Below are 23,191 nucleotides of genomic sequence, written 5' to 3'. Positions count from 1 at the left end.
CTCGCAAGGATCGGGGTTACACCGGGGGCGCTTCGAAGAGCACGTCGGGGTCGTTGAACTGCTCCTTGGCGACCGACTCGCTCATCGGGTCGGCGGTGCCCCACTGGTCCTGGGTGACCGGGTCGTCCACGTCGTGCCGGCCGGGGTGCCACAGGTCCTCTTCGAGGACGGCGAGCTCGGTCGTGTACTCGACGGTGTTGCCGTGCGGGTCGTGGAAGTAGGAGAAGGTGTTGTCGCCCGCCAGGTGCCGTCCCGGGCCCCAGGTGAGCCGGGTCCCGGCACGCAGGGCACGCCCGGTGCCGCGCATGTACTCCTCCACCCCCCGCATCTCGAACGAGGCGTGGTGCAGCGACACATGGGGGCCGCGCGCGATGGCGAAGGAGTGGTGCAGCGGGCTGCACCGCAGGAAGTACATGAGGTCACCCATGTGCGTGGAGTACAGGGTGTCGGTGAGCCGGAAGCCCAGGTGCCGGATGTAGAAGTCCCGCAGTCCTGCCGGGTCCTGGGAGTTGACCACACAGTGCGAGAGCCGCACCGGGACGGCCTCCCGCTCCTCGATCCTGCGATGGGTGCGGGTCGCCACGTCCGCGGAGACCTCGACGACTCGCCCGTCCGGGTCGAAGAAGCGCAGCCCGTAGCCGCCGCCAGGGGTGTCCAGTGTCCGGGGCTCGTGGACGATCTGCACCCCGGCCCGTCCCAGTCGCACGGCGAGTTCGTCGACGGCCGCCGGTGACACCGCGCCGAAGGCGACGAGGTCCATCCGCTTCCGCTCGTCCTCGCGGATGCGGACGATGTACTGCTCGGGACTGCCCTCGGCGGCGAAGAACGCGATGCCGCCGTCGTTCGCGACCTCGGTCAGGCCCCAGGTGGTGCCGTAGAAGGCGCGCTGGCCGGCGAAGTCCGGTACGGCCAGGTCGACATGGCGCAGGTGGGTGATGGGCTGGAAGCTCATGCGTGGCTCCTGACGGTGTTGCGCTGGTGGCCGAGGCCGGTGATCTCCGCGTCGATCACGTCGCCGGGCCCGAGGAAGACCCCCCAGTGCGCGCCGTTGCCGGCCGGGGAGCCGGTGAGCATGAGGTCGCCGGGGCGCAGGGTGGTGGTCGTGGAGGCGTAGGCGATCAGCCGGGGAATGTCGAAGATCATGTCCTTGGTCGACTCGTCCTGCCGGACCACCCCGTTGTGCCGGAGTGTGATCCGCAGGTCGCCCGGGTCGCCGACGAAGTCGGCGGGGACCAGGAAGGGTCCGGTCGGCAGGAAGGTGTCGGCGTTCTTGGCGGTGAACCAGTCGGTGCCGATGGCCTTCAGGTCGGGCCGGTAGAGCCGGTCACGGGTGGTGAGGTCGTTGCTGATCGTGTAGCCGGCGACGTACGACATGGCCTCCGCGGCCGGGATGTTCCTGCCCGGCTTCCCGATGACCAGGGCGAGTTCGAGCTCCCAGTCGTGCTGTTCGCCGAGGGCGGGAAGCACGACGTCGTCGTACGGACCGCACAGCGCGCGCGGTGAGCCGAGGAAGATGTACGGGACGCCGCTCCGGCTCCGCTCGTCCATCATCTTCTCCGCGTCGGCGCGGGCCTCCTGCGGGGTGGCGCCGTGCACGCTCTCCTTCTCGGCGGCGACCAGATCGACCACGTGCTTGCGGTAGTTGGCGCCGCTCTGCAGGATCTGGCCGGGTTCCAGCGGCGTCCGGACCCGCAGGTCCGCCAGGTCGTGCCAGTCGCCGTCGGTGGCGGCGGCCAGCTCGTGCAGCCGGGGCAGCCAGGTGTCCCAGTCCTCGACCAGCGCGCGTACCGACGCCACCGGGCCGGAGAGGTCGCGGACCCGGGTGCCGGCGACCAGGCCGGGGAAGGCGGCTCGGCCGTCGCTGAAGGTGCCGAGCGCGAAGGGTCCGGCGTGGGAGGGGGAAGGTTCGGGCACGGGCGGCTCTCCTCGTACGGGTGGGGGCTCGCCCTCGACGCTAGGCATCGCGTCCGGTCGGCGGAAATGGCCGTTCGCGATGCCTGCCATCGCCGGCGCACCGGTGCCCCGCCTCCCCCGTTGTGCGGCTGCGGCCTGCGTCGATGGGCGGCCGCGCTGCGTGGGGCCGCCATCGCCGTCGGGGATGGATGACGTCCCCCTTGCCGATGCCTCGATCCGTTGACCCTGCACCTACCGCCGATCAGGCTCGATGCCACCCCGAACCGAGGAGCACACCGTGGTAGTCGAGCACGCCGAGCTGACCGTCGAGGAAGGCCGGGAAGCGGAGTTCGAAGAGGTCTTCGGCAGGGCCCGCGAGGTGCTCGCCGAGGCGGACGGGTTCCGCTGGGCCGAACTGCTGCGCGGCGAGGAGCGGTCGCGGACGTTCCTGCTGCTGGTCGGCTGGGAGTCGGTCGAGGCGCACACGGCCGGCTTCCGGGAGTCGGAGCGGTTCGGGCGCTGGCGGGCCCTGGTCGGCCCGTTCCTCGCCGCGCCGCCGGCCGTCGAGCACTACCGCGAGCTGGGCCCCCGCTTCACCGGCTGACAGCTGCTGACCCCCACCGTCTGTCTTTCTACTTTCGCAAGGATCGCCCATGCCCGTGAACAAGGTGCTCGTCGTCGGCGGCGGCATCACCGGAAGCGTGCTGTGTCTCGCCCTCGCCCAGCGCGGGGTCGAGGTGGAGCTCGTCGAGGTCTCGCCCCAGTGGTTCGGGGTGGGCCACGGCATCACCATCCAGGGCAACGCGCTCAAGGCGCTGCGTTCGGTCGGCGTGCTGGACCGGGTGCTGGCGCGTGCGGTGCCGTTCGACCTGATGCGGCTGCGCCGGGCGGACGGCGGTCTGATCACCGAGCTGGAGACCCCGCACACCGGCGGCGCCGACCTGCCGTCCACCGCGGGCGCGCTCCGCTCGGACCTGCAGAACGCGCTGTGCGACGCGGTGTACGCGCACGGCGTCACGGTCCGCCTGGGCCTGAGCGTGCGCGGCCTCGACCAGTCCGGCGGCCCCGTGGACGTGGCCTTCACCGACGGCTCCACCGGCCGCTACGACCTGGTGGTCGGTGCGGACGGCATCAACTCGGCCATGCGCACGCTCATCGGTATCTCCGCGAAGCCGAGCCCCGTGGGTATGTCGATCTTCCGGGTGGTGGCCCGGCGTCCCGCCGAGATGGACTGTGCCGAGGTGTACTACGGCGGTCCGCGCTACAAGGCCGGTTACAGTCCGATCTCCGCCGACCAGTGCTACGCCTACCTCCTCGACGAGAACCTGCACGCCTCCCTGGTCGGCCCACGTGCCCCACTGGGCCTGCTGCGCGAGCGCGGCGCCGGGTACGGCGGCACCTGGGGGAGGATCCTCGCCGCGCTTCCGGACGACACGGCGGTGGACTACCGCTGGATCGAGGCGGTGCTGGTCGACGAGGACTGGCACCGGGGCCGGGCCATGGTGATCGGCGACGCGGCGCACGCCTGCCCCCCGCTGATCGCGCAGGGCGCCGCGATGTGCATGGAGGACGCCGTGCTGCTGGCCGAGCTGGTCACCGCGGACGAGCCGGTGGACAGGGCTCTCGAACGGTTCATGGCCCGGCGGCTGCCGCGCGTCCGCATGGTGCTGGACAACTCCCTCCGGCTCGCCGAGTGGGAGATCCACCCGGACACCCCGGGCGCCGACCCGGCCCGGATCATGTCGGAGACCCTCGCCTCCCTGACGGTGGCCGCATGAGCACGCCCGTCGTCGACTTCCACGGCCATCTCGCGGTCCCCGAAGCCGACGCCCTGGTGGCCGGCACCGAAGGCTTCGCGGCCGGGCTGGCCGCCGAGCAGCGCGCCCACTCCCCCGAGTCACTGGCCGCCAACCGGGCCCAACTGCAGCGTCTCGCCGGTAGGTTGACGGACGTCGAGACCCGGCTCAGCGACCTCGACGCGATGGGCGTCGACCTTCAGGTGGTCGGCCCGATGCCCATGCACCACTACTGGGCCGGCCCCGGCCTCGCGGTGCAGCTGGCCCGTACCGTCAACGAGGCGGTGGCCGCGCACTGCGCCGCCGCGCCCGGCCGGCTGTACGGCCTCGGTACGGTCCCGCTGCAGCACCCGGACCTCGCGGTCGCCTTGCTGGACGAGGCGGTCACCGAGCTCGGCCTGTACGGCGTCAGCGTCTCCACCACCGTCGAGGGCCGCGAGCTGGCCGACCCCGCGCACGACGACGTCTGGCTGAAGGCCGAGGAGGTGGGCGCGGTCGTCTTCGTCCATCCCTGGGGCTGCTCGCTCGGCGAACGGCTCGCCTCGAACTACCTCGGCAACACGGTCGGCCAGCCCACCGAGACCACGGTCGCGCTCTCCCACCTGATCTTCACCGGGGTCCTGGACCGCTTCCCGCACCTGAAGCTGGTGGCCGCGCACGGCGGCGGCTACCTGCCGACGTACGTCGGCCGCTCCGACCACGCCTGGCGGGTACGGCCGGACGCACGCGGCTGCGCCGAGCCGCCCAGCGCCTATCTGCGGCGGATGTGGTTCGACGCCCTCGTCTACACGCCTCGCGCGCTGCGCCATCTGGTCGAGGAGGTGGGCGCGGACCGGGTGGTGCTCGGCACCGACCACCCCTTCGACATGGGCGTGACCGACCCGGTGGCCCGCCTGGACGCCGCCGGGCTCGGTCCGGCCGAGCGGGACGCGATCGCCGGGGGCAACGCGCTGGACCTGCTGCTGAAAGGACACGTCCGATGATCCTGGGGCCCGTCGAGGAAGAGCTGGCCAAGGCTGGTGCCGCCTACCGCAACCGGGGGCGCTGGGGCGAGGACGACGCGCTGGGCACGCTCAACTTCGTGGACGACGCGATCCGCGCGCACGCCGCGAGTCTGGTCCGGCGCGGCCGCGCGTTCTCGCTGGCCCAGGGGACCGACCGGGCCGGCGCCCAGGTCGTCACACGGTGGCAGGGGCTGGGCCGGGGCGACGACACCGGGCAGGGCCTGCGCGGCGCCTGCACCGGCCGCGGGGTGCTGCTCGACGTCGGCCGGGCGGTCGGCGACCCGCGGGGTGAACTCCCCGACGGCTTCCCCGTCCTGGAGGAGCACCTGCGGGAGACCGTCGAGGCCCAGGGTGCCACCTCCAGTGTGCGCCGGGGCGACCTCGTTCTCGTCCGCACCGGACAGCTGGGCCGGGTGCGGCGGCAGGGCACGTGGGACCGGTACGCGGCCGGGGACGCGCCCGGTCTGTCCTTCACCACCCTCGGCTGGCTGCACCGGACGGAGATCGCGGCCGTCGCCACCGACACGTGCGGCCTCGAAGTACGGCCGTCCGGGTTCACCGGGCCGGTGTCGTCGCCACTGCACCGTGTCGCCGTCCCCCACATGGGCCTGCCACTGGGCGAGATGTGGGACCTGGAGACCCTCTCGGCGGACTGCGCGGCCGACGGTGTCTACGAGTTCCTGCTGGTCGCGGCACCCTTGCCGGTGACCGGCGCGGCCGGTTTCCCTGTCAACCCCATCGCAGTCAAGTGAGCCGCGCGTGAACACGAACCGATTCTCCGGCACCCTCCACCTCCCCGGTGACGAGGACTTCGAGGAGGCCGTCTTCGGCAGGGTCTTCAACGCCCGCCGCCCGGCCGACCGCGTCCCCGCCGCCGTCCTCAGGGCGGTCTCCGAGCAGGATGTCGTCGAGGGCGTACGGCTCGCCCTGGAGCGCGGCTGGCAGGTCGCGGTCCGCTCCGGCGGGCACAGCTGGGCCGCCTGGTCGGTACGCCGGGACGCGCTGCTGATCGACCTCGGCGGCTTCCGCGAGATGGCGTACGACGAGACGACCGGGATCGTGACGGCCACCCCCAGCGTCAAGGGCGGCGACGAACTCAACCCGTATCTCGGTGAGTTCGGGCGGTTCTTCAACGGCGGGCACTGTCCGTCCGTCGGCATCGGCGGCTTCCTGCTGCAGGGCGGGCAGGGCTGGAACGCGCGCGGCTGGGGCTGGGCGGCCGAGAACGTCGTGGCGATCGACGTCGTCACGGCCGACGGCGAGCTGGTCCGGGCCGACGAGAGCGAGCACAGCGACCTGTTCTGGGCGGCGCGCGGGGCGGGCCCCGGTTTCTTCGGCGTCGTCACCCGCTTCCACCTGCGCACCCGGCCCCTTCCGCGGCATCTCGCGCACACCGTGCACGCCTACCCTCTGGATCTCTTCGACGAGGTCATGATCTGGCTGCACGACACCCACCACACCGTCTCCGACCTGGTCGAGATCGTCGCCCTCACCCAGACCCCGCCCGACCTGGACGGACCGGTGCTGCTGGTCACGGGCGTCTCGATGACGGACAGCCCTCAGGAGGCCGCCGAGGCGCTCGCGCCCCTGCACGCCAGTCCGTACGCGGACCGGGCCCTGCTCCGCATCGAGGCACAACCCACCACCCTCGCCGAGCAGTTGACCGGCCAGCGCACGGCCAACCCCGAGGGCCACCGCTACTTCGTGGACAACGCCTGGCTGACCGGCCCCGCCGAGGAGGTCGTCCCGGCGATCCGCAAGGTGTTCACCGAACACCCGACCCGGCAGACCTTCACCATCTGGTTCTCCATGGCGCCGCTGCGGCAACTCCCGGACATGGCCTTCTCGCTGCAGTCGGAGATCTACTGCGCGAGCTATGTCGTGTACGACGACCCCGGGCGGGACGCGGAGCTGCGCGGCTGGCTGGACGAGGCGATGGCGGCGATGCAGCCGGTGACCGCGGGCCAGTACCTCGGCGACTCCGACTTCACGGTACGGCAGCTGCGGTTCATGGGGGACGAGCAGTGGCGGCGGCTGAACGGGATCCGGGCCGCCCGGGACCCCAAGGGCGTGTTCGCCGGCCATCTGAGCGCCGGGACCGTCACCAACACCAACCACTGGGAGAGTTGAGCAGCGATGCGTTTCGCGACATACGAGCACGAGGGCGAGGAGCGCGCCGGGGTGGTGCGGGACGGGGTGATCCACCCGCTGCCCGACGGCGTGAGCGTGCTGACGCTGGTCGAGGCAGGGGTGCTGTATGCGGCCGGCATCGAAGCCCTGGACGGGCCGGGTGAGCTGACGGTGGATCAGGTGCGGTTGCTGCCGCCGCTGAAGCCGCCGTCCATCCGGGACTTCGTCGGGTTCGAGGCGCACATCGAGGGCGTGTCGAAGTCGCTGGACGGGCTGGAGCACGTCCCGGAGGAGTGGTACCGGGCGCCGAACTTCTACTTCACCAATCCGCACGCGGCCTACGGCGCCCACGACGACGTGCCGGTTCCGGCGGGCTGCTCGGTGCTGGACTTCGAGCTGGAGGTCGGCGCGGTCATCGGCAGCAGCGGCCGGGACCTCACCCCCGGGCAGGCGCGCGACCACATCATCGGCTACCTGGTCTTCAACGACTGGTCGGCCCGTGACCTGCAGAAGCCGGAGAAGAACCTCGGCCTGGGCTTCTCCAAGGGCAAGGACTTCGCCAACACCCTCGGCCCCTACCTGGTCACCGCCGACGAGGTCGAGGACCGGCGGGATCCGGACGGCTTCCTGGACCTGGAGATGACGGTCGCCCTGAACGGTGAGCTGATCGGCCGGGACACCCTCGCCAACGTCTCCTGGACCTTCGAGGAGATGATCGCCTACGCCAGCCGGGACGCCTGGGTGCGCCCCGGTGACATCCTCGGCTCGGGCACCTGCGGCTGGGGCGCGCTGGCGGAGTTCTGGGGGCGGGTCGGGGAACGCACCCCGCCCCCGCTGAAACCCGGCGACGAGGTGACGCTGACCGTCGAGGGACTGGGCACGGTGTCCAACCGGATCGTGGCCGGACGGGCGGACGCGTACCTTCCGCGGGCCCGCAAGAGGGGCCGCACGCCGCGGCCCTAGCACCCGAAGCTGTGGGGGGCCTGTGGTGCGCGCAGGCTCCCCACCTGCGGGTATCCGGTGCCGGGATGGCTGGCATCGCATCTTCCTGTCAGTCGCCCCGACCCCCTTCCTCGACGGCCGTGAGCTGGTTAACCTCGCGTTTCACCGAAGCTTCAAGGACGTGGCCGGCCGGAAGGGGACACTCGTGGGTCTCGGAGCGATCGATCTCAATCTTCTGGTGGCACTGGAAGCGCTCCTGGAGGAGAAGAACGTCACCCACGCCGGGGTACGGCTGTCCACCAGCCAGTCCGCGATGAGCGGCTCGCTGGCCCGGCTGCGCCGGCACTTCAACGACGAGCTGCTGATCCGGGTGGGCCGCGAGTACGAGCTGACGCCGCTCGCGGAGCGGCTGCTGCCGGTCGTGCAGGGCTCGCTGCAGAAGGCCGAGGAGGCGCTGTCGCTGACCCGGCACTTCGACCCGGCCCGCAGCCGCCAGCGGTTCTCCGTGGTCATGTCGGACTACGTGATGACGGTGTTCGTGGAGCCGCTGCTGCGGGTCATCGCGGCCGAGGCGCCGGGCGTGCGGATCGACTTCCACCCGATCGTCGACGGGCAGCTGGAGACGGAGACGCACCTGCGCTGCCACGACCTGATGATCGTGCCGCTCGGCTACCAGCTGCCCGGGGTCAGCGAGGCCGTGATGCACGACCGGTTCGTGTGCATCGTCGACCCGGGCAACCCGCGCCTGGTGGACGGCCGGCTCACCCTCCGCGACCTCGCGCAGATGCCGCACGCGTCCTGCGCCATCGGCAAGAGCCACACGCCCGCCGAGCGGCAGCTGGAGACCCTCGGGATCACCCCGAAGGTGCAGGTCTCCACGCCCGGTTTCAGCGTGCTGCCGTTCCTGGTGAGCGGTACGGACCTGGTGGCGATGGTCCCGGAGCGGCTGGCCCGCCGCTACGAGGGCTTCGCGCGCTGTGCGGTCGTCCCGGCGCCGTTCCCGGACGTGCCGCTGGTGGAGGCCATGTACTGGCACCACAACCGGCACGCCGATCCGGCGCACCGGTGGCTGCGGGACACGGTCCGCCGGGTGGGGGCGGCGCTGGGCGAGGAGGCGCCGCCGGTGATCGCCGAGGCGGATGCCACCCATCCCGAGAGCGCGTTTCCGGAGCTGTCCGCGGCTTCCTAGCGTGGACGGGAGGACATCTCCGCACGCCCCCTGGGAGGAATCACCGTGGAAGCCGTGAGCCGCACGCGCCTGGCGGGCCGTACCGTCGTCGTCACCGGAGCCGCACAGGGCCAGGGGGCCGCGGAGGCGGCCGCGGCCGCCCGGGAGGGCGCGACGGTGGTCGCGACCGACGTGCTCGACGAGGCCGGTGGGAAGCTGGCCGCGGCCCTGCGCGCCGACGGCCTCGACGTCCGGTACGTCCACCTGGACGTGACCTCGCCGGACGACTGGGCGGCCCTGGCGGCCTCCCTGGACACCGTGCACGGCCTCGTGAACAACGCGGGCATCCCGATGCGGGCCCGGCTCGGGCACGTCGAACTCGCCGACTGGAACCGGGCCTTCGCCGTGAACACGACCGGCGCCCTGCTCGGCATCCAGGCCCTCGCCCCGCTGATGCCGGCCGGTTCCTCGATCGTGAACGTCGGTTCGGTCGCCGGGCTCACCGCGCACCACGCGGTGGCGTACACGACCAGCAAGTGGGCGCTGCGCGGCCTGTCCCGGGTGGCGGCGCTGGAGCTGGCCCCGCGCGGCATCCGGACGAACATCGTCCACCCCGGGTTCATCGAGACCCCGCTGATGGCCACCGCCAACCCGGTGTTCGTCGCCGCCCACCTCGCCATGACGCCCCAGGGCCGTCCGGGCACGGTCGACGAGGTGGCGCCGCTGGTCGTCTATCTCCTCTCCGACGAGGCCTCGTACGTCAACGGCGCGGAGATCACCGTCGACGGCGGCTATGCGTCGCACGGCCCGGTCAAGGCGATCACCGACGCCCTCGACCGGGCCTGAGCCTCAGTCCTTGAGCTGCTCCAGCGTGGACTTGGTGTCGGTCTTCAGCCAGCCGGTCACGTCGTCGAGGGTCGGCGGGTCGGTGTCGCTGTCGTACGTGGAGAAGTACGCGCTGTAGTACATGGTGAACGTCATCCAGCCGTCCCGTACCGCGAGCGTGGCGTACCGCGAGCCGCTGGTGGTGGAGCCGTTGCTGGTGTCCTGGGTGACCAGGTAGGCCTCGTCGCCGATGCCCTGGACCGGCGTCACGTCGTAGTCGCTGTGGCTGTCGCCGTAGTTCTTCCAGGTGGCCGTGAACTCCGGTGCGGGGTCGGTCTTCTTGTGCAGGTCGACCTCCAGGGAGAGGTAGGCGTCCCCGTAGCTGGTGCTGGTCTTCTTGAGGCTGAGGCTGCAGTAACTCTGGTCCAGCGCGGGGTCCTTCATCACGTTCTTCGTCGGGGACGAGTCGTCCACGGGGTACTCGTCCTTGAACGACGAGTAGTCCGCGCTGGAGCAGAGGTTCGCGGGCGCCCGGTAGCCGCGCAGGTCCGCGCCGTGCCCGAAGCCCCCGGTCAGGAAGAGTCCGGCCGCCCAGCCCGCGGAGGCGACGACCGCTCCCACGACGGCCCACAGCACGGCTCTCCCCGCCGCGTTGCCGCCGGCCGCCGGCGCTGCGGCCGGCGGCGGGTAGCCGTAACCGGGCTGCACGGCATAGGGGTTGGCCTGCGGCGGCGGGACGGCCTGGCCGACGACGGTGGGCTGCGCGTAGGGGTTCTGCGGGGGCGGCGACTGCGGGTTCGGGTACGGGTACGCGGTCGGCTGGGGCTGCTGGGGCTGCGGCGGTGCCGCCGGGGGCCGGTCCGGCTGCTGCGGGGGCGGCGAGGACTGCTGCGGGGCCGACGGCGACGGCGGCTGCTGCGGGGAGGACGGCGGCTGCTGCGGTGGCGTGGACATGTCGTGAAGATACGGCATAACCGGACGTCAAGTCCCCGTCAGGACCGGGATCGTTATGGTCCGGGGACATCCGTTACCGGCCAATAACCCTTGGCTGTAGGCGAGTTGGTCGGGCAAGGCGAGAAGGCCGGGGCCGCGGCCCCGGCCTTCTCGGTTCGTCGGCGGTCAGGCGGATGCCGGCTGCACCGGCAGCTGGGCCGCCGCCCGCGCGGTGTTCTTGCGGACCAGCAGCAGGGTGACCAGCGCGCCGAGCAGCGAGGCGCAGCCGCAGATCACCACGCCGAGGGCCATGCCGTGCGCGAGGGCGTCCTGCGCGGCGGCCCGGGCGCTGTCGCTGCCCGCGTTGACGACCGCGAGCGGTCCGGCCGCGGCCTCCATGCCGGCGTCGGCGCCGGACAGCTTGCCGACCAGTGCGGAGGAGGCCGCGCTCATCGCGATGGTGCTGATCACGGCCGGGCCGAGGCCCTGGCCGAACTCGCGGACCAGGCTGGTCGCGCCGCTCGCCATGCCGGTCATCTCGATCGGTACGGCGTTCACGGCGGCCGAGGTCAGCGAGGAGACCACGCAGATGAAGCCGATGCCGAGCAGCAGCACCGGGCCGATGAAGGCCGCGAGGGAGGTGGTGGTGATGGGCAGTGCGGCGATCCAGAACTGGCCGGCGGCCATCGGCAGCAGGCCGCCCATCAGCAGCCAGCGCGGCTCGACGCGGGTGAGCATCTTGCTGAGCACCGGTGCGAGGAGCAGCGGGATCAGCTGGAGGACGACGAACGGCATGCCGGCCCGCAGGGCGCTGAGGTGCATCACCGCGCCGAGCCGGATGGAGACGCAGTAGGCGGTGCCGATGAAGCCGAACATGCCGGTCAGCGCGACCACCGCGGCCGCCGCGAACGACGGGATCCTCAGCAGTTCCAGGTTGAACATCGGGGAGGTGGCGCGCCGCTCCGCCATCACGAAGCCGACCAGGGCCACGGCGGCGAGGACCAGCGCGAAGACGATGGACGGGCTGCTCCAGCCGCGGTCGCCGCCCTCGATGATGCCCCACAGCAGGGCGGTGAGGCCGACGGCGATGCTGATCTGGCCGGGCCAGTCCAGGGCGCGGCCCTCGGGTGCCTTGGAGTCGGTGACCAGGGCCCAGCAGGCGATGCCGACGACGACGCCGAGGACGACCGGCGGCACGAACGCCCAGCGGAAGTCGGCGACCGTGGCCAGGATGCCGGAGGAGAGCGGGCCCACGGCGGAGGCGAGGGAGATGCTCAGCGCCCAGGTGGAGACCGCCTTGGCGCGGTCCTTCTCCCCGGGGGTCGCGGCCGCGATCACGGCGAGGGAGCTGGGGAAGAGCGCGGCGGCGCCGATGCCGGCGAGGGCCTGGCCGATCCAGAGCATGGTGATGTTCTGGGAGGTGGCGTTGAGGAGTTCACCGACCGCCAGCACGAATCCGCCGAGGACCAGCAGCCGCTTACGGCCGAACAGGTCGCCCACCACACCGAAATTCAGTTCCAGGATCGCGGTGGGCAGAATGAATGCGGAGGTGACCCAGGCGACCTGTGATCCCGAGGCGCCGAATGCGCTCTGGATTTCCCCGTTGATGGGCGAGGGGACGGTAATGCACAGCTGCGCGGCGGCAACTGCCAGACAACAGGCTATGAGCGTGCCCACGTCCAGTTTCTTCACAGCGTTGGTCATTCCCTGCTCCATCTCACGGGTTAACGGTGGTGCCGCGCTCTTCGGCTTCGGCGAGTTCGCCGTCCTCGCCGAGTTCGCCGCGTTCTATGAGTTCGATGAGATTTCCCTCGGGGTCCTTGACCCAGGCCATCCGCACCCCGGGTTCGGGGGACGGGCCGGGGGCGAGGACCTCGCCCGCCCCGTGGGCCGTCAACGCGGCGTACACGGGGTCGAGTTCGGGGGTGGTGACCGCGAAGTGCCCGTACCCCTCGGTGAGGACGGCGGTCATCGGGTCCGGCGCCCTGAGGCCGGGCGCGGATCCGGGCCTGGCGAGCAGTTCGAGCCGCCAGCCGTGCGGGTGTTCCAGGACGACACCGGTCAGACCGGGGCCGTCGAGCCGGAACTCGAAGACGGTCTTCAGGCCGAAGGCCGTTTTGTACCAGGCGAGCTGGGCGGGCAGGTCGCGTACGTTGACGCCCACGTGGTCGAGTCGTGCGTGCATGCGCGCCTCAGCCCGCCATCGCGCTGTCGCCGCCGTCGACCATGAGGTTGGCGCCGTTGACGAAGGCCGCCTCGTCGGAGCAGAGGAAGGCCGCCGCGCGGGCGATGTCCTCGGGCTGTCCGACCCGGCCGACCGGGATCCGCGCCTCCAGCTGTGCCTTCGGGCCGTTCGGGTCGTCGAGGAAGGGTGCGGTGGCCGCCGTGCGGGTCATGCCGGGGGCGATGGTGTTGACGCGGATGCGGTGCGGGGCGCCGGCCGCGCACAGGTGCTTGCTCATCGCGAGGACCCCGCCCTTGGCGGCGCCGTGCGGCACCATCGGCATGAACGGCGCGCCGCGCACCGCGGCCACCGAGGCGACGTTCAGGACGGCCCCGCCGCCGCGGGCGACGAGGTGCGGCCAGGCCGCCTGCGTGCAGAAGTAGGGGATGTCCAGCTCGTTCCTGAGGGTGAAGTACCAGTCCTCGGCGGGCAGCGTCTCGAAGGGGCCGTTCCGCAGCGCCGAGGCGTTGTTGTAGAGGATGTCGATCCCGCCGAATTCCGCGATACCGGCCTCGATCCACTCCCGCGCGCCGGCCTCGGTGGAAAGGTCGACCGGTGCCAGGGAACGCATGACACCACCGGTCTTCTCGACGAGTTCCACGGTTTCCGCGGCGCTCTTCTCGTCGATGTCGCAGCCGAATACGGTGGCGCCCTCCGCCGCGAACACCTGTGCCGCGGCCCGGCCGATTCCAGCCCCCGTTCCACTGATGAAAGCGATTTTCCCGGCCAGTCGACCCATGATTGCGAAGTCCCTTGTCCATGCCGCCGAAGTGCGGTGGTGGCAGCGTAGGTAGGGCCTATGACGAGAACAAGAAATGCGTCAGCGAAACGCCATCGGGGGTTCGTATGGCTGGTATGCGCCTCAGCCGCCGGACCGGGGGCGCGGCCGTACCGGGAGGGCGCGCACGCTGTTGCCGACGAAGCTGGCCTGCCGGGCGAGGCGGTCCTCGGGGACGGCGAGGTCCAGGGCCGGGAAGCGGTCGAAGAGCCGCTGCAGGGCGACCGTGGCCTCCAGGCGGGCCAGCGGGGCGCCCAGGCAGTAGTGGGCGCCGTGGCCGAGGGAGAGGTGACGGACGGCGTCGGGGCGGCTGGGCCGGGTGACGTCGAACCGGTCGGCGTCCGGGCCGTGCGCGGCCGGGTCCCGTCCGGCGGCGGAGTAGCCGGCCAGCACCGGCGTGCCCGCGGGGATCACCGTCCCGTCGACGGTGAGGTCCCGCACCGGGTAGCGGAACGGGAAGTAACTCACCGGCGCGTCCCAGCGCAGCGTCTCCTCCACCACGTCCGCCCAGCTCGCCTCGCCCTTGCGGACGAGTTCGAGCTGGTCCCGGTGGCCGCACAGGGCACGCACCGCGTTGGTGATCAGGTTGAGGGTGGTCTCGTGCCCGGCGATGATCATCAGGACCAGGGTGCCGATCAGCTCCTCCTGGCCGAGCCGGTCGCCGTCCTCGTCGCGGGCGGCGATCAGGGCGCTGGTGAGGTCGGCGCCGGGGTGTTCGGCGCGGGCGGCGGCGACGGCGGCGAGGACGCCGACCAGTTCCCGGTTGGCGGCGACGGCCTCGGCCGGTCCGATGTCGGTGGCCACCACCTGGTTGGTCAGGTGGTGCAGCCTGTCGCGGAACTCCAGCTCCACACCGAGGAGTTCGCCGATCACGCCCATAGGCAGCGGCAGCGCGAAGTGCCGGCGCAGATCGGCGACGCCGTCGCCGTCGGCCGCGGCCCGCTCCAGGTCGTCGAGGAGGCTGCCGGTCAACTCCTCGATCCAGGGGCGGAGTTCCTCGACCCGGCGTGGGGTGAAGGCCTGGCTGACGAGTCCGCGCAGCCTGCGGTGGTCGGCGCCGTCGGCGGTGGTCATGCCCCGCACCGTGGCGAAGGTCAGCAGCGGCCAGCCCGCCGGGATGCGGCCCTCCTGCAGCCGCGTGAAGTGCCGGGCGTCCTTGGCGACTTCGGGATGCTGGAGGAACTCCCTGAGCGCCTCGTGCCCGAGCACGGCCATGCCCTCGACGCCGCCGGGCAGCACGACCGGGGCGACGGCACCGCGCGCCAGCAGCCGGGCGTTGTCGGCGTGCGGGCAGCCGCCGGCGGGGTCCGGGCGATACGGCAGGGACGGGGTCTCCACCAAGGGCTCCTGACAGCGGCACGACACGGACACCGCCGATCGTAGGCGCCCGCGAGCCTGCGGGAAGAAGCTTTTCCCGGCCAGCCCGGCGCCGAGCACCGAGCACCGAGCACCGAGCACCGAGCACCGAGCACCGAGCGACAGACGGCAGGCGGCAGGCGGCAGGCGGCAGGCGGCAGGCGGCAGGCGGCAGGCGGCAGGCGGCAGGCGGCAGGCGGCAGGAATATCGGCGCCCGGTGCCATGTTGACGATGCCGGAACCCCGGGTATAGTGCGAGCAGCACGTGTGAGCGCCCCTCCGTCGGGCGCCGAGTGCCGGTTCCACCCCTCCAGCCGCATCGCCCGTCGCTTCCCGACCGGCCCGCCGGCTTCTCAGCACCACCTCGTGACCAGGGCTTCTCCGCCGTTTCCGAGGTGTCGTTCCCCGCCGCACGGAGGCCTGCACACAGCCCTCCCGCTCGCGGCCCACTCCCCCTCTTCACCCCTGTCTTCAGTCCGCGAAAGGACCACCTCTCATGACCACCACACTCGAACCCCCCGTACAGCAGCAGGACGGGCCGGCCACCCGGCCCGTCACCGGTGTCCTCGACATCGACGCGGGCGGGAAGGGGCAACTGCGGGCCCCGAGCTGCCTGCCCTCCCCCACCGACCCGCAGGTCTCCCCGGCACTGATCCGCCGTCACGGCCTGCGCAAGGGCGACCTCGTCGAGGGCGTCCGCGGCGACCGGCGCACACTGACCGGGATCACGCGCGTCAACGGCCGTACGCCCGAGGAACTGCGCGGCCGCCGCCACTTCCGCGACCTCACCCCGCTCCACCCGCACGAGCGGATCCGCCTCGAACACCCCGCCGCCGGGCTCGCCGGACGCGTCACCGACCTGTTCGCGCCGGTCGGCAAGGGGCAGCGCGGGCTGATCGTGGCCCCGCCGAAGACCGGCAAGACCGTGCTGCTCCAGCAGTTCGCGGCCGCCGTCGCCGGCAACCACCCGGAGTGCCACCTGATGGTGCTGCTGCTCGACGAGCGCCCGGAGGAAGTCACCGACATGCGGCGCTCGGTGCGCGGCGAGGTGTACGCCTCCACCTTCGACCGGCCCGCCAAGGAGCACATCGCCCTCGCCGAACTCGTCGTCGAGCGCGCCAAGCGGCTCGTCGAAGAGGGCAAGGACGTCGTCATCCTCCTTGACTCCCTGACCCGGCTGTGCCGGGCCCACAACAACGCGGCCGCCTCCAACGGCCGCACCCTCAGCGGCGGTGTCGACGCCGGAGCGCTGCTCGGCCCGAAGCGGTTCTTCGGCGCCGCCCGCACGGCCGAGGAGGGCGGCTCGCTCACCATCCTCGCCACCGTCCTGGTGGACACCGGCTCCCGAGCCGACGGCTACTTCTTCGAGGAGCTGAAGAGCACCGGCAACATGGAGCTGCGCCTGGACCGCGAACTGGCCGCCCGGCGGGTCTTCCCGGCCCTGGACATCGCCCCCTCCGGCACCCGCCGCGAGGAACTCCTGCTCACCCCGGCCGAGTTGACCGCGGTCCGCGGACTGCGCCGGGCCCTGCAGAGCCGGGAGGGCACCCCGGGCGGCCTGGAGACGCTCCTGGAGCGGCTGCGGGAGACCCCGGACAACGCGGCCTTCCTGCGGCGCGTGCAGCCGACCCTGCCGGCGGGCTGACACCCGGGCGCCCCCGCCAGGAGGCGCACGACGGGACCGGGCGTGCGGCATCCGGGTTGCTCACGGCCCCCGACCGGCCCTGGCAGCGCGCCGGACACCACCCCCATTCCTACGTTGATCATATGACGATCGGATTCCCTGACCGATTCCCGCGGCGAGCGGCGGTGACCACCTGTTCCGTCTGCCTGGCGGGCCTGCTGGCGCTGGCACCCGGCACGGCCGCCGCCGGCACCGCGGCGCTCGACCCGGCCCCGCCCCCGAGGGCGGTGGTGCCCGGACCGTCGCTGCTCTACCGCTCCGGCACGCAGGTGCGCCCGCACCCCGGGGCCCCGGCCCTCCCGGACCTCTCCGCGCTCTCCTGGCTGGTCGCCGACGCGGACACCGGCCAGGTGCTCGCGGCCAGCCACGCACACCGCCAGCTGCCACCGGCCAGCACCCTCAAGACCCTGTTCGCGCTCACCGTGCTGCCCGTCCTGCCCGCCGACCTCCCGCACCGCGTGACGTCCCGGGAACTGGCGGACGTCCCCGAGGACAGCAGCGTGGTCGGCGTCGAGGCGGGCCACACCTACCAGGTGTCCGACCTGTGGCGCGGGGTCTTCCTCAGCTCCGGAAACGACGCCGTGCACGTGCTGGCCGCACTCGACGGCGGCTGGCAGCGCACCACCGCCCGGATGCAGGCCAACGCCCGCACCCTGGGCGCCCTCGACACCCAGGTCAGGTCCCCCGACGGCTACGACGCACCGGGACAGGTCTCCTCCGCCTTCGACCTCGCGGTGTTCGGCCGGGAGGGGCTGCACAACCCCGACTTCGCGCGCTACTGCTCCACCGCGGAGGCCCGCTTCCCCGACGGCGCCGGCTGGTCGTTCGGCATCGAGAACACCAACCGGCTGCTGACCGGCGCGGACGGTGTGGGGCGGTACCCCGGCCTGATCGGGGTCAAGAACGGCTACACCACCAACGCCGGCAACACCCTCGTCGCCGCCGCCCGGCGGGACGGGCGCACCCTCCTGGTGACGGTGATGAACCCTCAGGACGGCGGCGTGTACGACGAGGCCCGTCAGCTGCTCGACTGGGGTTTCGAGGCGGCCGGACGGGTCGACCCGGTGGGCTCGCTGGACGGTCTGCGGGCCAGGCCGCGGCCCCGGCCGGGCCCGAGCACCGTACCGATGGCGGTGGCCACGGCGCCCGGGGACGACTCCGACTGGTGGGAGACCGCCGTCGTCGCCGGGTTCGCGGTGCTCGGCGCGGGCGCCGTCACCCTGGCGGTGCGGCTCAGGGGCGAACGCGCCGGCCGGGACTGACCGACCGGCAGGCCGAGCAGCAGGCCCAGCGTGATCCAGGTGTAGATGTTGCTGCCGAGGAACCCGTCGATGCCGGACGCGTCGTCGAACCACAGCCACACCACGCTGGTGCACATCACCGCGTAGAGGGCGCCCGCGATCCGCGGGTGCCCGGCGCGCGCCAGCAGCACGAACGACGGCAGCACCCACACCAGGTGGTGCACCCAGGTGATCGGGCTGACCAGGCAGGCGGCGAGGCCGGTGAGCGCGAAGGCGGCCGTCCAGTCGCCGGCCGCGACGGCCTTGCGGGTCCGCCACGCCCACACGGCCAGCGTGAGCAGCACCACGATCGCCCACAGCGGCTTGTCCGGATGGCCGAGCCGGGCCAGCACGCCCTGCAGCGACTGGTTCGAGACGTAGTCGAGCCGGCCGACCCTGCTGGTGTCCCAGAGCGCCTGGGTCCAGTAGAAGCGGGACGCCCTCGGGTCGGCCCAGGCCGCGAGCCCGGTCGCGGCGAGCGCCACGGCCGTGGCGACACCGGCCGCCCGCCACTTGCGGCCGATCAGCAGCATGAGGATGAACAGGGCCGGAGTGAGTTTGATCGCGGCGGCGAGCCCGATCCCGATCCCGGCCCAGCGGCCCCGCCCGCTGCGCAGCAGACAGCAGTCGGCGAGCACCAGGGCGAGCAGTATCACGTTCACCTGGCCGAAGCTGAAGGTGTCCCGCAACGGCTCGAACAGCGCCAGCCCGCACAGCGCGAGCGCCCACCGGTACCAGCCCCAGCGCCGCCAGCCGGGCCCGGCCAGGATGCGCAGCACGAACGCCAGCGCGGCCAGGTTCAGCAGCAGCGAGGCCGCGATGGCCAGGTGCAGCCCCACCAGGGCCATGGGCAGCATGCCGACGGCGGCGAACGGCGGGTACGTGAAGCCGTACTCCGTGCCGGGCACCCGGTAGTCGTAGATCCGCCCGCCGTGGTGCACCCAGGTGTGCACGGTGCCGTAGTACACGCGCAGGTCGAACCAGTCGCGCAGCAGCGGCACGGTGGCCGTGAACACGGTCACGGCGGCGACGAGGAGCAGGACGAGCAGCAGCCGCCCCCGGCCGGTGCGCGGTCTCGTCGGGCGCCTCATGCGGTACGCCCCACGGCCGGGGCCTGCGCGGCCTGGTGGGCCTGCCAGAGCACGACCACGCCGAGCACCCCGCCGGAGACGGCGAGGACCAGCTGGCCGATGTCGGCGGGGCCGCCGCTGGGCAGCACGGCGAGGGCGAGCACGCCGGTGACGGCGGCCACCCGGTGCCGTACCGAGGTGCTGGGCGCCGCGGCCGCTATCAGGAACAGGCCCCAGATGGCGTACCAGGGGCGGATCGCCGGCCCGAAGGCGGCGACGGCGGCCAGGCTCAGGCCGAGGGCGTAGACCGGGCGGGGCCGCAGCCGGACCCATATCAGCAGCACGGTGACCGCGGTGAGCGCGAGCCCGAGCAGGTGCCAGGCCGGGACGGCGAACGGCGCCAGATCGCTGCCGAAGTGTTCGAGGATCCGGCCCGTGGCGCGGCCGAGCAGGCTGCTGAGCGCCCAGTTGTGCGGGGAGACGGGGGTGTCGAGCGCCCTTATCCACCCGTACCCGGTCCCGGCGACGGCGGTCGCCACCACCGTCGTCGCCCCGGACGCGAGCGCCGTCGTCAGGGTGGCCCGCACGGGACTGCGGCCCTTGCGGGCCTGTACGACGATCACCGCGAGCAACCCGAGGGCGGCGGGCGCCTTGACCAGCGCGGCGAGCGTGACCAGTACGGCTCCCAGGACCGGCCAGCGGCCCAGCGCCGCGACCAGGCCGAGGCCGAGCAGGCCGAGCATGATGGCGTCGTTGTGGGCGCCGGCGACCAGGTGCAGCAGCACCAGCGGGTTGAGGGCGCCGAGCCAGAGCGCGGCGGCCGGGTCGGCGCCGCTGTGCCGGGCGAGCCGGGGCAGCGCGGCCGCCATCAGGCCGACGCCGAGCAGGGCGACCAGCCGCATCCCGAAGAGCCCGGCCGGGAGTTCACCGCGGGTCAGCCCGGACAGCAGCGAGGCCACGCCCATGAAGGCGGGGCCGTAGGGCGCGGCGGTGTTCTGCCACACCGGGGCGACCTCGTCGGCCAGCGGGCCGCCGAGCTGGGCGGGCCCCGACGTGTAGACGTCCATGTGCGCGTCGACCATCGCGCCCTGCGCGAGGTAGCTGTATACGTCCCGGCTGAACAGCGGGGGCGCCAGCAGCAGCGGGGCCGCCCAGACGGCGAGGACCAGCAGCAGCTGTCGCGGGGTGGGCGGTTCGGAACCGCGCACGAGGCGGCCCAGCAGCAGCCATGCCGCTATCAGCAGCACGACGCCGAAGTAGACGCCGACCAGGCCGAACGCCGCCTGCGCGGAGCTGGGTGCGAGCAGGTCCTCCACGGGCAGGGCGCCGGCTGTCTCACCTCCCAGGGCTAGGAAGGCGGTGCCGGCCAGGCCCAGAACCTGGCAGCGGCGTAGATCGACGGGGAAAGCCATGGCCAACACTGGGTCAGCGTGTCAATTGCGGGTGGCCAGGAAACGACGGGGTGTTTTCCTGCGAGAGACCTGGCTGTGACCGGCCAGTGGGTTGGGGGGTGGGTGCGGGTCCGGTGGGGGCTGGTCGCGCCCCCGCGGCGGTAGCCGCACATCGATACAGCCCCGCGTCCCTTTCAGGGGTGTTGCGGTCCCGCTTCTAGAACACTGACAGGCCCGTCAGGGTCGTGAAGCGGTCCAGCGCCGCGACTCCCGCCACCGAGTTGCCCCGTTCGTCCAGACCCGGGCTCCACACGCAGAGCGCGCAACGCCCGGGTACCACGGCGATGATGCCACCGCCGACTCCGCTCTTCCCCGGCAGGCCGACCCGGTAGGCGAACTCGCCCGCCGCGTCGTAGGTCCCGCAGGTCAGCATGACGGCGTTGACCTGTTTCGCCTGGCTTCTGGTCAGCAGGCGGGTGCCGTCGGCCCGGATGCCGTGGCGGGCCAGGAACGTGGTGGCGAGGGCCAGGTCGGCGCAGGAGGCGGCGACGGAGCACTGGCGGAAGTACTGGTCGAGGAGGACCGGGACGTCGTTGTCGATGTTGCCGTAGGAGGCCATGAAGTGCGCCAGCGCGGCGTTGCGGTCGCCGTGCTGGGACTCGGAGGCGGCCACTTCCTTGTCGAAGTCCAGGGACGGGTTGCCGCTCTCGGCGCGCAGGAAGGCCAGGAGCTCGCCGGCCGCGTCCGCGGTACGGGTCTGCAGGCGGTCGGTGACGACGAGCGCGCCCGCGTTGACGAACGGGTTGCGCGGGATGCCGTTCTCGTACTCCAGCTGGACCAGGGAGTTGAACGGGTTGCCGGAGGGTTCGCGGCCGACGTGTTCCCAGAGTTCGTCGCCCTCGCGGGCGAGGTCGAGGGCGAGGGTGAAGACCTTGGTGATGGACTGCGTGGAGAACGGCTGCCGCCAGTCGCCGACGCCGTAGACCGTGCCGTCCAGTTCGGCCACGGCCATGCCGAAGCTGCGGGGGTCGCAGGCGGCGAGCGCCGGGATGTAGTCGGCGGGGCGGCCGCGGCCGGGTGTCCGCTCCATCTCCTCGGCGATGCGCTCCAGGACCGGCAGGAAGGCTTGGGACGACGTCATTGTCATGATCACTATTGTGCCTCCGGACCGGTCCTGGCGCGCAGCCGCAGGTCAGGCGAGGGGTGCGCCGCTGCCGGCGACGACCTCGGGACGCAGCAGGTCGGCGAGCTGCTCGGCGGGCAACAGGCCCTTCTCCAGGACCAGTTCGGCCACGCCCCGGCCGGTGGCGAGGGCCTCCTTGGCGATGTCGGTGGCCGCCGTGTAGCCGATGTGCGGGTTGAGGGCGGTGACCAGGCCGATGGAGTTCTCGACGGTGGCGCGCAGGACCTCGGTGTTGGCGGTGATGCCGTCGACGCACCGCTCCGCCAGGGTGAGGCAGGCGTTGCGCAGGTGGGTGATGCTCTCCGACAGGGAGTGCAGGATGATCGGCTCGAAGGCGTTCAGCTGGAGCTGCCCGGCCTCGGCGGCCATGGTGATGGCGACGTCGTTGCCGATGACCTCGAAGGCGACCTGGTTGACGACCTCGGGGATCACCGGGTTGACCTTGCCCGGCATGATCGACGAACCGGCCTGCACGGGCGGCAGGTTGATCTCGCCGAGCCCGGCCCGCGGCCCGGACGACAGCAGCCGCAGGTCGTTGCAGCTCTTGGAGAGCTTGACCGCGATCCGCTTGAGCACGCCGGACATCTGGACGAACGCCCCGCAGTCCTGGGTCGCCTCCACCAGGTTGGCGGCGGTGACCAGGGGCAGCCCGGTGATCCCGGCGAGGTGCCGGCGGGCCGACTCGGCGTATCCGGCGGGCGCGTTGAGCCCGGTCCCGATGGCCGTCGCCCCCAGGTTGATCTCGTGGATCAGCTCGACGGCCTCGGCGAGCCGGCTGCGGTCCTCGTCCAGCATCACGGCGAAGGTCGAGAACTCCTGCCCGAGCGTCATGGGCACCGCGTCCTGCAGCTGCGTACGGCCCATCTTGAGCACGTCACGGAACTCGACGGCCTTGCGCCCGAAGGAGTCCTGCAGCACCGCCATCGCCCTGAGCAGCCCGCGCACCGCGAACACGGTCGCGACCTTGACGGCGGTCGGGTAGACGTCGTTGGTCGACTGCCCCAGGTTGACGTCCTCGTTGGGATGCAGGTACCGGTACTCCCCCTTCTCGTGCCCCATCAACTCCAGCGCCCGGTTCGCCACGACCTCGTTGGCGTTCATGTTCGTCGACGTCCCGGCACCGCCCTGGATGACGTCGACCACGAACTGGTCGTGCAGCTTCCCGGCCCGTATCTCCCGGCAGGCGGCCACGATGGCAGCGGCCTTCTCCGGCGCCAGCAGCCCCAGTTCCTCGTTGGCGAGCGCGGCGGCCTCCTTGACGGCGGCGAGGGCGTCGATCAGATGCGGGTAGGCGGAGATCGGCGTACCGGTGATCGGGAAGTTCTCGACCGCGCGCAGAGTGTGCACACCCCAGTACGCATCGACGGGCACGTCCCGGTCGCCGAGCAGATCGTGTTCGCTACGAACAGTCATGGGTCCTGTTTCAAAAGAGTGAGGGTGAAGCGCCCCGAAAGGGGCGCGGGGCGTTGTTGACATGCGGCTCCGCCGCGCGGGCGCGACCGGCCACAACCGGCCCGCAGTCGCCGAACGACAG

General features: G+C 72.2%; 20 protein-coding genes and 1 pseudogene. 10 read left to right on the top strand and 11 right to left on the bottom strand.

Annotated features, from left to right (window positions below):
* Positions 1 to 16: 16 nt before the first annotated feature.
* Both ACIQVL_RS30330 and ACIQVL_RS30325 read right to left on the bottom strand, forming a co-directional pair.
* Complete coding sequence (locus ACIQVL_RS30330; protein WP_403436647.1) at positions 17 to 952, bottom strand: VOC family protein; 936 nt, start codon at positions 950 to 952, stop codon at positions 17 to 19.
* Positions 949 to 1,914, bottom strand: coding sequence for a fumarylacetoacetate hydrolase family protein (locus ACIQVL_RS30325; RefSeq protein WP_403476905.1), 966 nt, complete (start codon positions 1,912 to 1,914; stop codon positions 949 to 951). Before ACIQVL_RS30325 ends, ACIQVL_RS30330 begins: the two co-directional genes overlap by 4 nt.
* 277 nt (positions 1,915 to 2,191) lie before the next feature.
* On the opposite strand from ACIQVL_RS30325, the gene ACIQVL_RS30320 reads away from it, so the two are divergent.
* From ACIQVL_RS30320 to ACIQVL_RS30285, 8 genes are all read left to right on the top strand, one after another.
* The gene (locus ACIQVL_RS30320) at positions 2,192 to 2,497 is read left to right on the top strand and encodes an antibiotic biosynthesis monooxygenase family protein (RefSeq protein WP_403476904.1); all 306 of its coding nucleotides are present in this window, start codon (positions 2,192 to 2,194) and stop codon (positions 2,495 to 2,497) included.
* 49 nt (positions 2,498 to 2,546) lie between these two features.
* Complete coding sequence (locus ACIQVL_RS30315) at positions 2,547 to 3,671, top strand: FAD-dependent monooxygenase (protein ID WP_403476903.1); 1,125 nt, start codon at positions 2,547 to 2,549, stop codon at positions 3,669 to 3,671.
* A complete protein-coding gene (locus ACIQVL_RS30310) occupies positions 3,668 to 4,672 on the top strand; it encodes an amidohydrolase family protein (RefSeq protein WP_403476902.1) in 1,005 nt (334 codons plus the stop codon). The genes ACIQVL_RS30315 and ACIQVL_RS30310 overlap by 4 nt, the downstream gene beginning before the upstream one ends.
* Positions 4,669 to 5,445: a cyclase family protein gene (locus ACIQVL_RS30305; RefSeq protein WP_403476901.1), complete on the top strand. Its 777-nt coding sequence runs from the start codon at positions 4,669 to 4,671 to the stop codon at positions 5,443 to 5,445. The genes ACIQVL_RS30310 and ACIQVL_RS30305 overlap by 4 nt, the downstream gene beginning before the upstream one ends.
* Positions 5,446 to 5,452: 7 nt before the next feature.
* Positions 5,453 to 6,823 carry an FAD-binding oxidoreductase gene (locus ACIQVL_RS30300; RefSeq protein ID WP_403476900.1) on the top strand — a complete coding sequence of 457 codons (1,371 nt, stop codon included), beginning with the start codon at positions 5,453 to 5,455 and terminating at the stop codon, positions 6,821 to 6,823.
* A 6-nt stretch (positions 6,824 to 6,829) separates the two neighbouring features.
* Positions 6,830 to 7,786: a fumarylacetoacetate hydrolase family protein gene (locus ACIQVL_RS30295; protein ID WP_403476899.1), complete on the top strand. Its 957-nt coding sequence runs from the start codon at positions 6,830 to 6,832 to the stop codon at positions 7,784 to 7,786.
* Between the two features lie 217 nt (positions 7,787 to 8,003).
* Complete coding sequence (locus ACIQVL_RS30290; RefSeq protein WP_403476898.1) at positions 8,004 to 8,954, top strand: LysR family transcriptional regulator; 951 nt, start codon at positions 8,004 to 8,006, stop codon at positions 8,952 to 8,954.
* Positions 8,955 to 9,008: 54 nt separating this feature from the next.
* Entirely contained in the window at positions 9,009 to 9,779 is a 771-nt protein-coding gene (locus ACIQVL_RS30285) for an SDR family NAD(P)-dependent oxidoreductase (protein ID WP_403436635.1), read from the top strand.
* Positions 9,780 to 9,782: 3 nt separating this feature from the next.
* On the opposite strand, the gene ACIQVL_RS30280 is transcribed toward ACIQVL_RS30285, so the two are convergent.
* From ACIQVL_RS30280 to ACIQVL_RS30260, 5 genes are all read right to left on the bottom strand, one after another.
* On the bottom strand, positions 9,783 to 10,712 hold the full coding sequence (locus ACIQVL_RS30280; RefSeq protein WP_403436634.1) for a hypothetical protein: 930 nt from the start codon (positions 10,710 to 10,712) through the stop codon (positions 9,783 to 9,785).
* Positions 10,713 to 10,877: 165 nt separating this feature from the next.
* Positions 10,878 to 12,395, bottom strand: coding sequence for an MFS transporter (locus ACIQVL_RS30275; protein ID WP_403436631.1), 1,518 nt, complete (start codon positions 12,393 to 12,395; stop codon positions 10,878 to 10,880).
* 13 nt (positions 12,396 to 12,408) lie between these two features.
* Positions 12,409 to 12,876, bottom strand: coding sequence for a VOC family protein (locus ACIQVL_RS30270; RefSeq protein WP_403476897.1), 468 nt, complete (start codon positions 12,874 to 12,876; stop codon positions 12,409 to 12,411).
* A 7-nt stretch (positions 12,877 to 12,883) separates the two neighbouring features.
* A complete protein-coding gene (locus ACIQVL_RS30265; protein ID WP_403436626.1) occupies positions 12,884 to 13,654 on the bottom strand; it encodes an SDR family NAD(P)-dependent oxidoreductase in 771 nt (256 codons plus the stop codon).
* Positions 13,655 to 13,777: 123 nt separating this feature from the next.
* Positions 13,778 to 15,034 (bottom strand): cytochrome P450, encoded by a 1,257-nt coding sequence (locus ACIQVL_RS30260; protein WP_403476896.1) that lies wholly within the window; start codon positions 15,032 to 15,034, stop codon positions 13,778 to 13,780.
* Between the two features lie 511 nt (positions 15,035 to 15,545).
* On the opposite strand from ACIQVL_RS30260, the gene rho reads away from it, so the two are divergent.
* Together rho and ACIQVL_RS30250 are read left to right on the top strand one after the other, a co-directional pair.
* Positions 15,546 to 16,694, top strand: a complete 1,149-nt coding sequence (gene rho / locus ACIQVL_RS30255) for a transcription termination factor Rho (RefSeq protein ID WP_403436621.1) — start codon at positions 15,546 to 15,548, stop codon at positions 16,692 to 16,694.
* Between the two features lie 122 nt (positions 16,695 to 16,816).
* Positions 16,817 to 17,662 (top strand): annotated as a pseudogene (locus ACIQVL_RS30250) (D-alanyl-D-alanine carboxypeptidase family protein); the annotation flags it as partial.
* Between the two features lie 89 nt (positions 17,663 to 17,751).
* Here ACIQVL_RS30250 and ACIQVL_RS30245 read toward each other — a convergent pair.
* The 4 genes from ACIQVL_RS30245 to aspA form a co-directional block, all read right to left on the bottom strand.
* Positions 17,752 to 19,104 carry a glycosyltransferase 87 family protein gene (locus ACIQVL_RS30245; protein WP_403436618.1) on the bottom strand — a complete coding sequence of 451 codons (1,353 nt, stop codon included), beginning with the start codon at positions 19,102 to 19,104 and terminating at the stop codon, positions 17,752 to 17,754.
* Positions 19,101 to 20,495 carry a polyprenol phosphomannose-dependent alpha 1,6 mannosyltransferase MptB gene (gene mptB, locus ACIQVL_RS30240; protein WP_403436616.1) on the bottom strand — a complete coding sequence of 465 codons (1,395 nt, stop codon included), beginning with the start codon at positions 20,493 to 20,495 and terminating at the stop codon, positions 19,101 to 19,103. The genes ACIQVL_RS30245 and mptB overlap by 4 nt, the downstream gene beginning before the upstream one ends.
* A 196-nt stretch (positions 20,496 to 20,691) precedes the next feature.
* Positions 20,692 to 21,621: a glutaminase gene (locus ACIQVL_RS30235; protein WP_403436614.1), complete on the bottom strand. Its 930-nt coding sequence runs from the start codon at positions 21,619 to 21,621 to the stop codon at positions 20,692 to 20,694.
* Between the two features lie 45 nt (positions 21,622 to 21,666).
* A complete protein-coding gene (gene aspA / locus ACIQVL_RS30230) occupies positions 21,667 to 23,070 on the bottom strand; it encodes an aspartate ammonia-lyase (RefSeq protein ID WP_403476895.1) in 1,404 nt (467 codons plus the stop codon).
* Positions 23,071 to 23,191: the final 121 nt, after the last annotated feature.

Source organism: Streptomyces sp. NPDC090499, from assembly GCF_044769305.1.
Classification (GTDB): Bacteria; Actinomycetota; Actinomycetes; order Streptomycetales; family Streptomycetaceae; genus Streptomyces.
The sequence above is the reverse complement of the archived record's forward strand: the minus strand, read 5'-3'. Positions and strand labels throughout refer to the sequence as shown.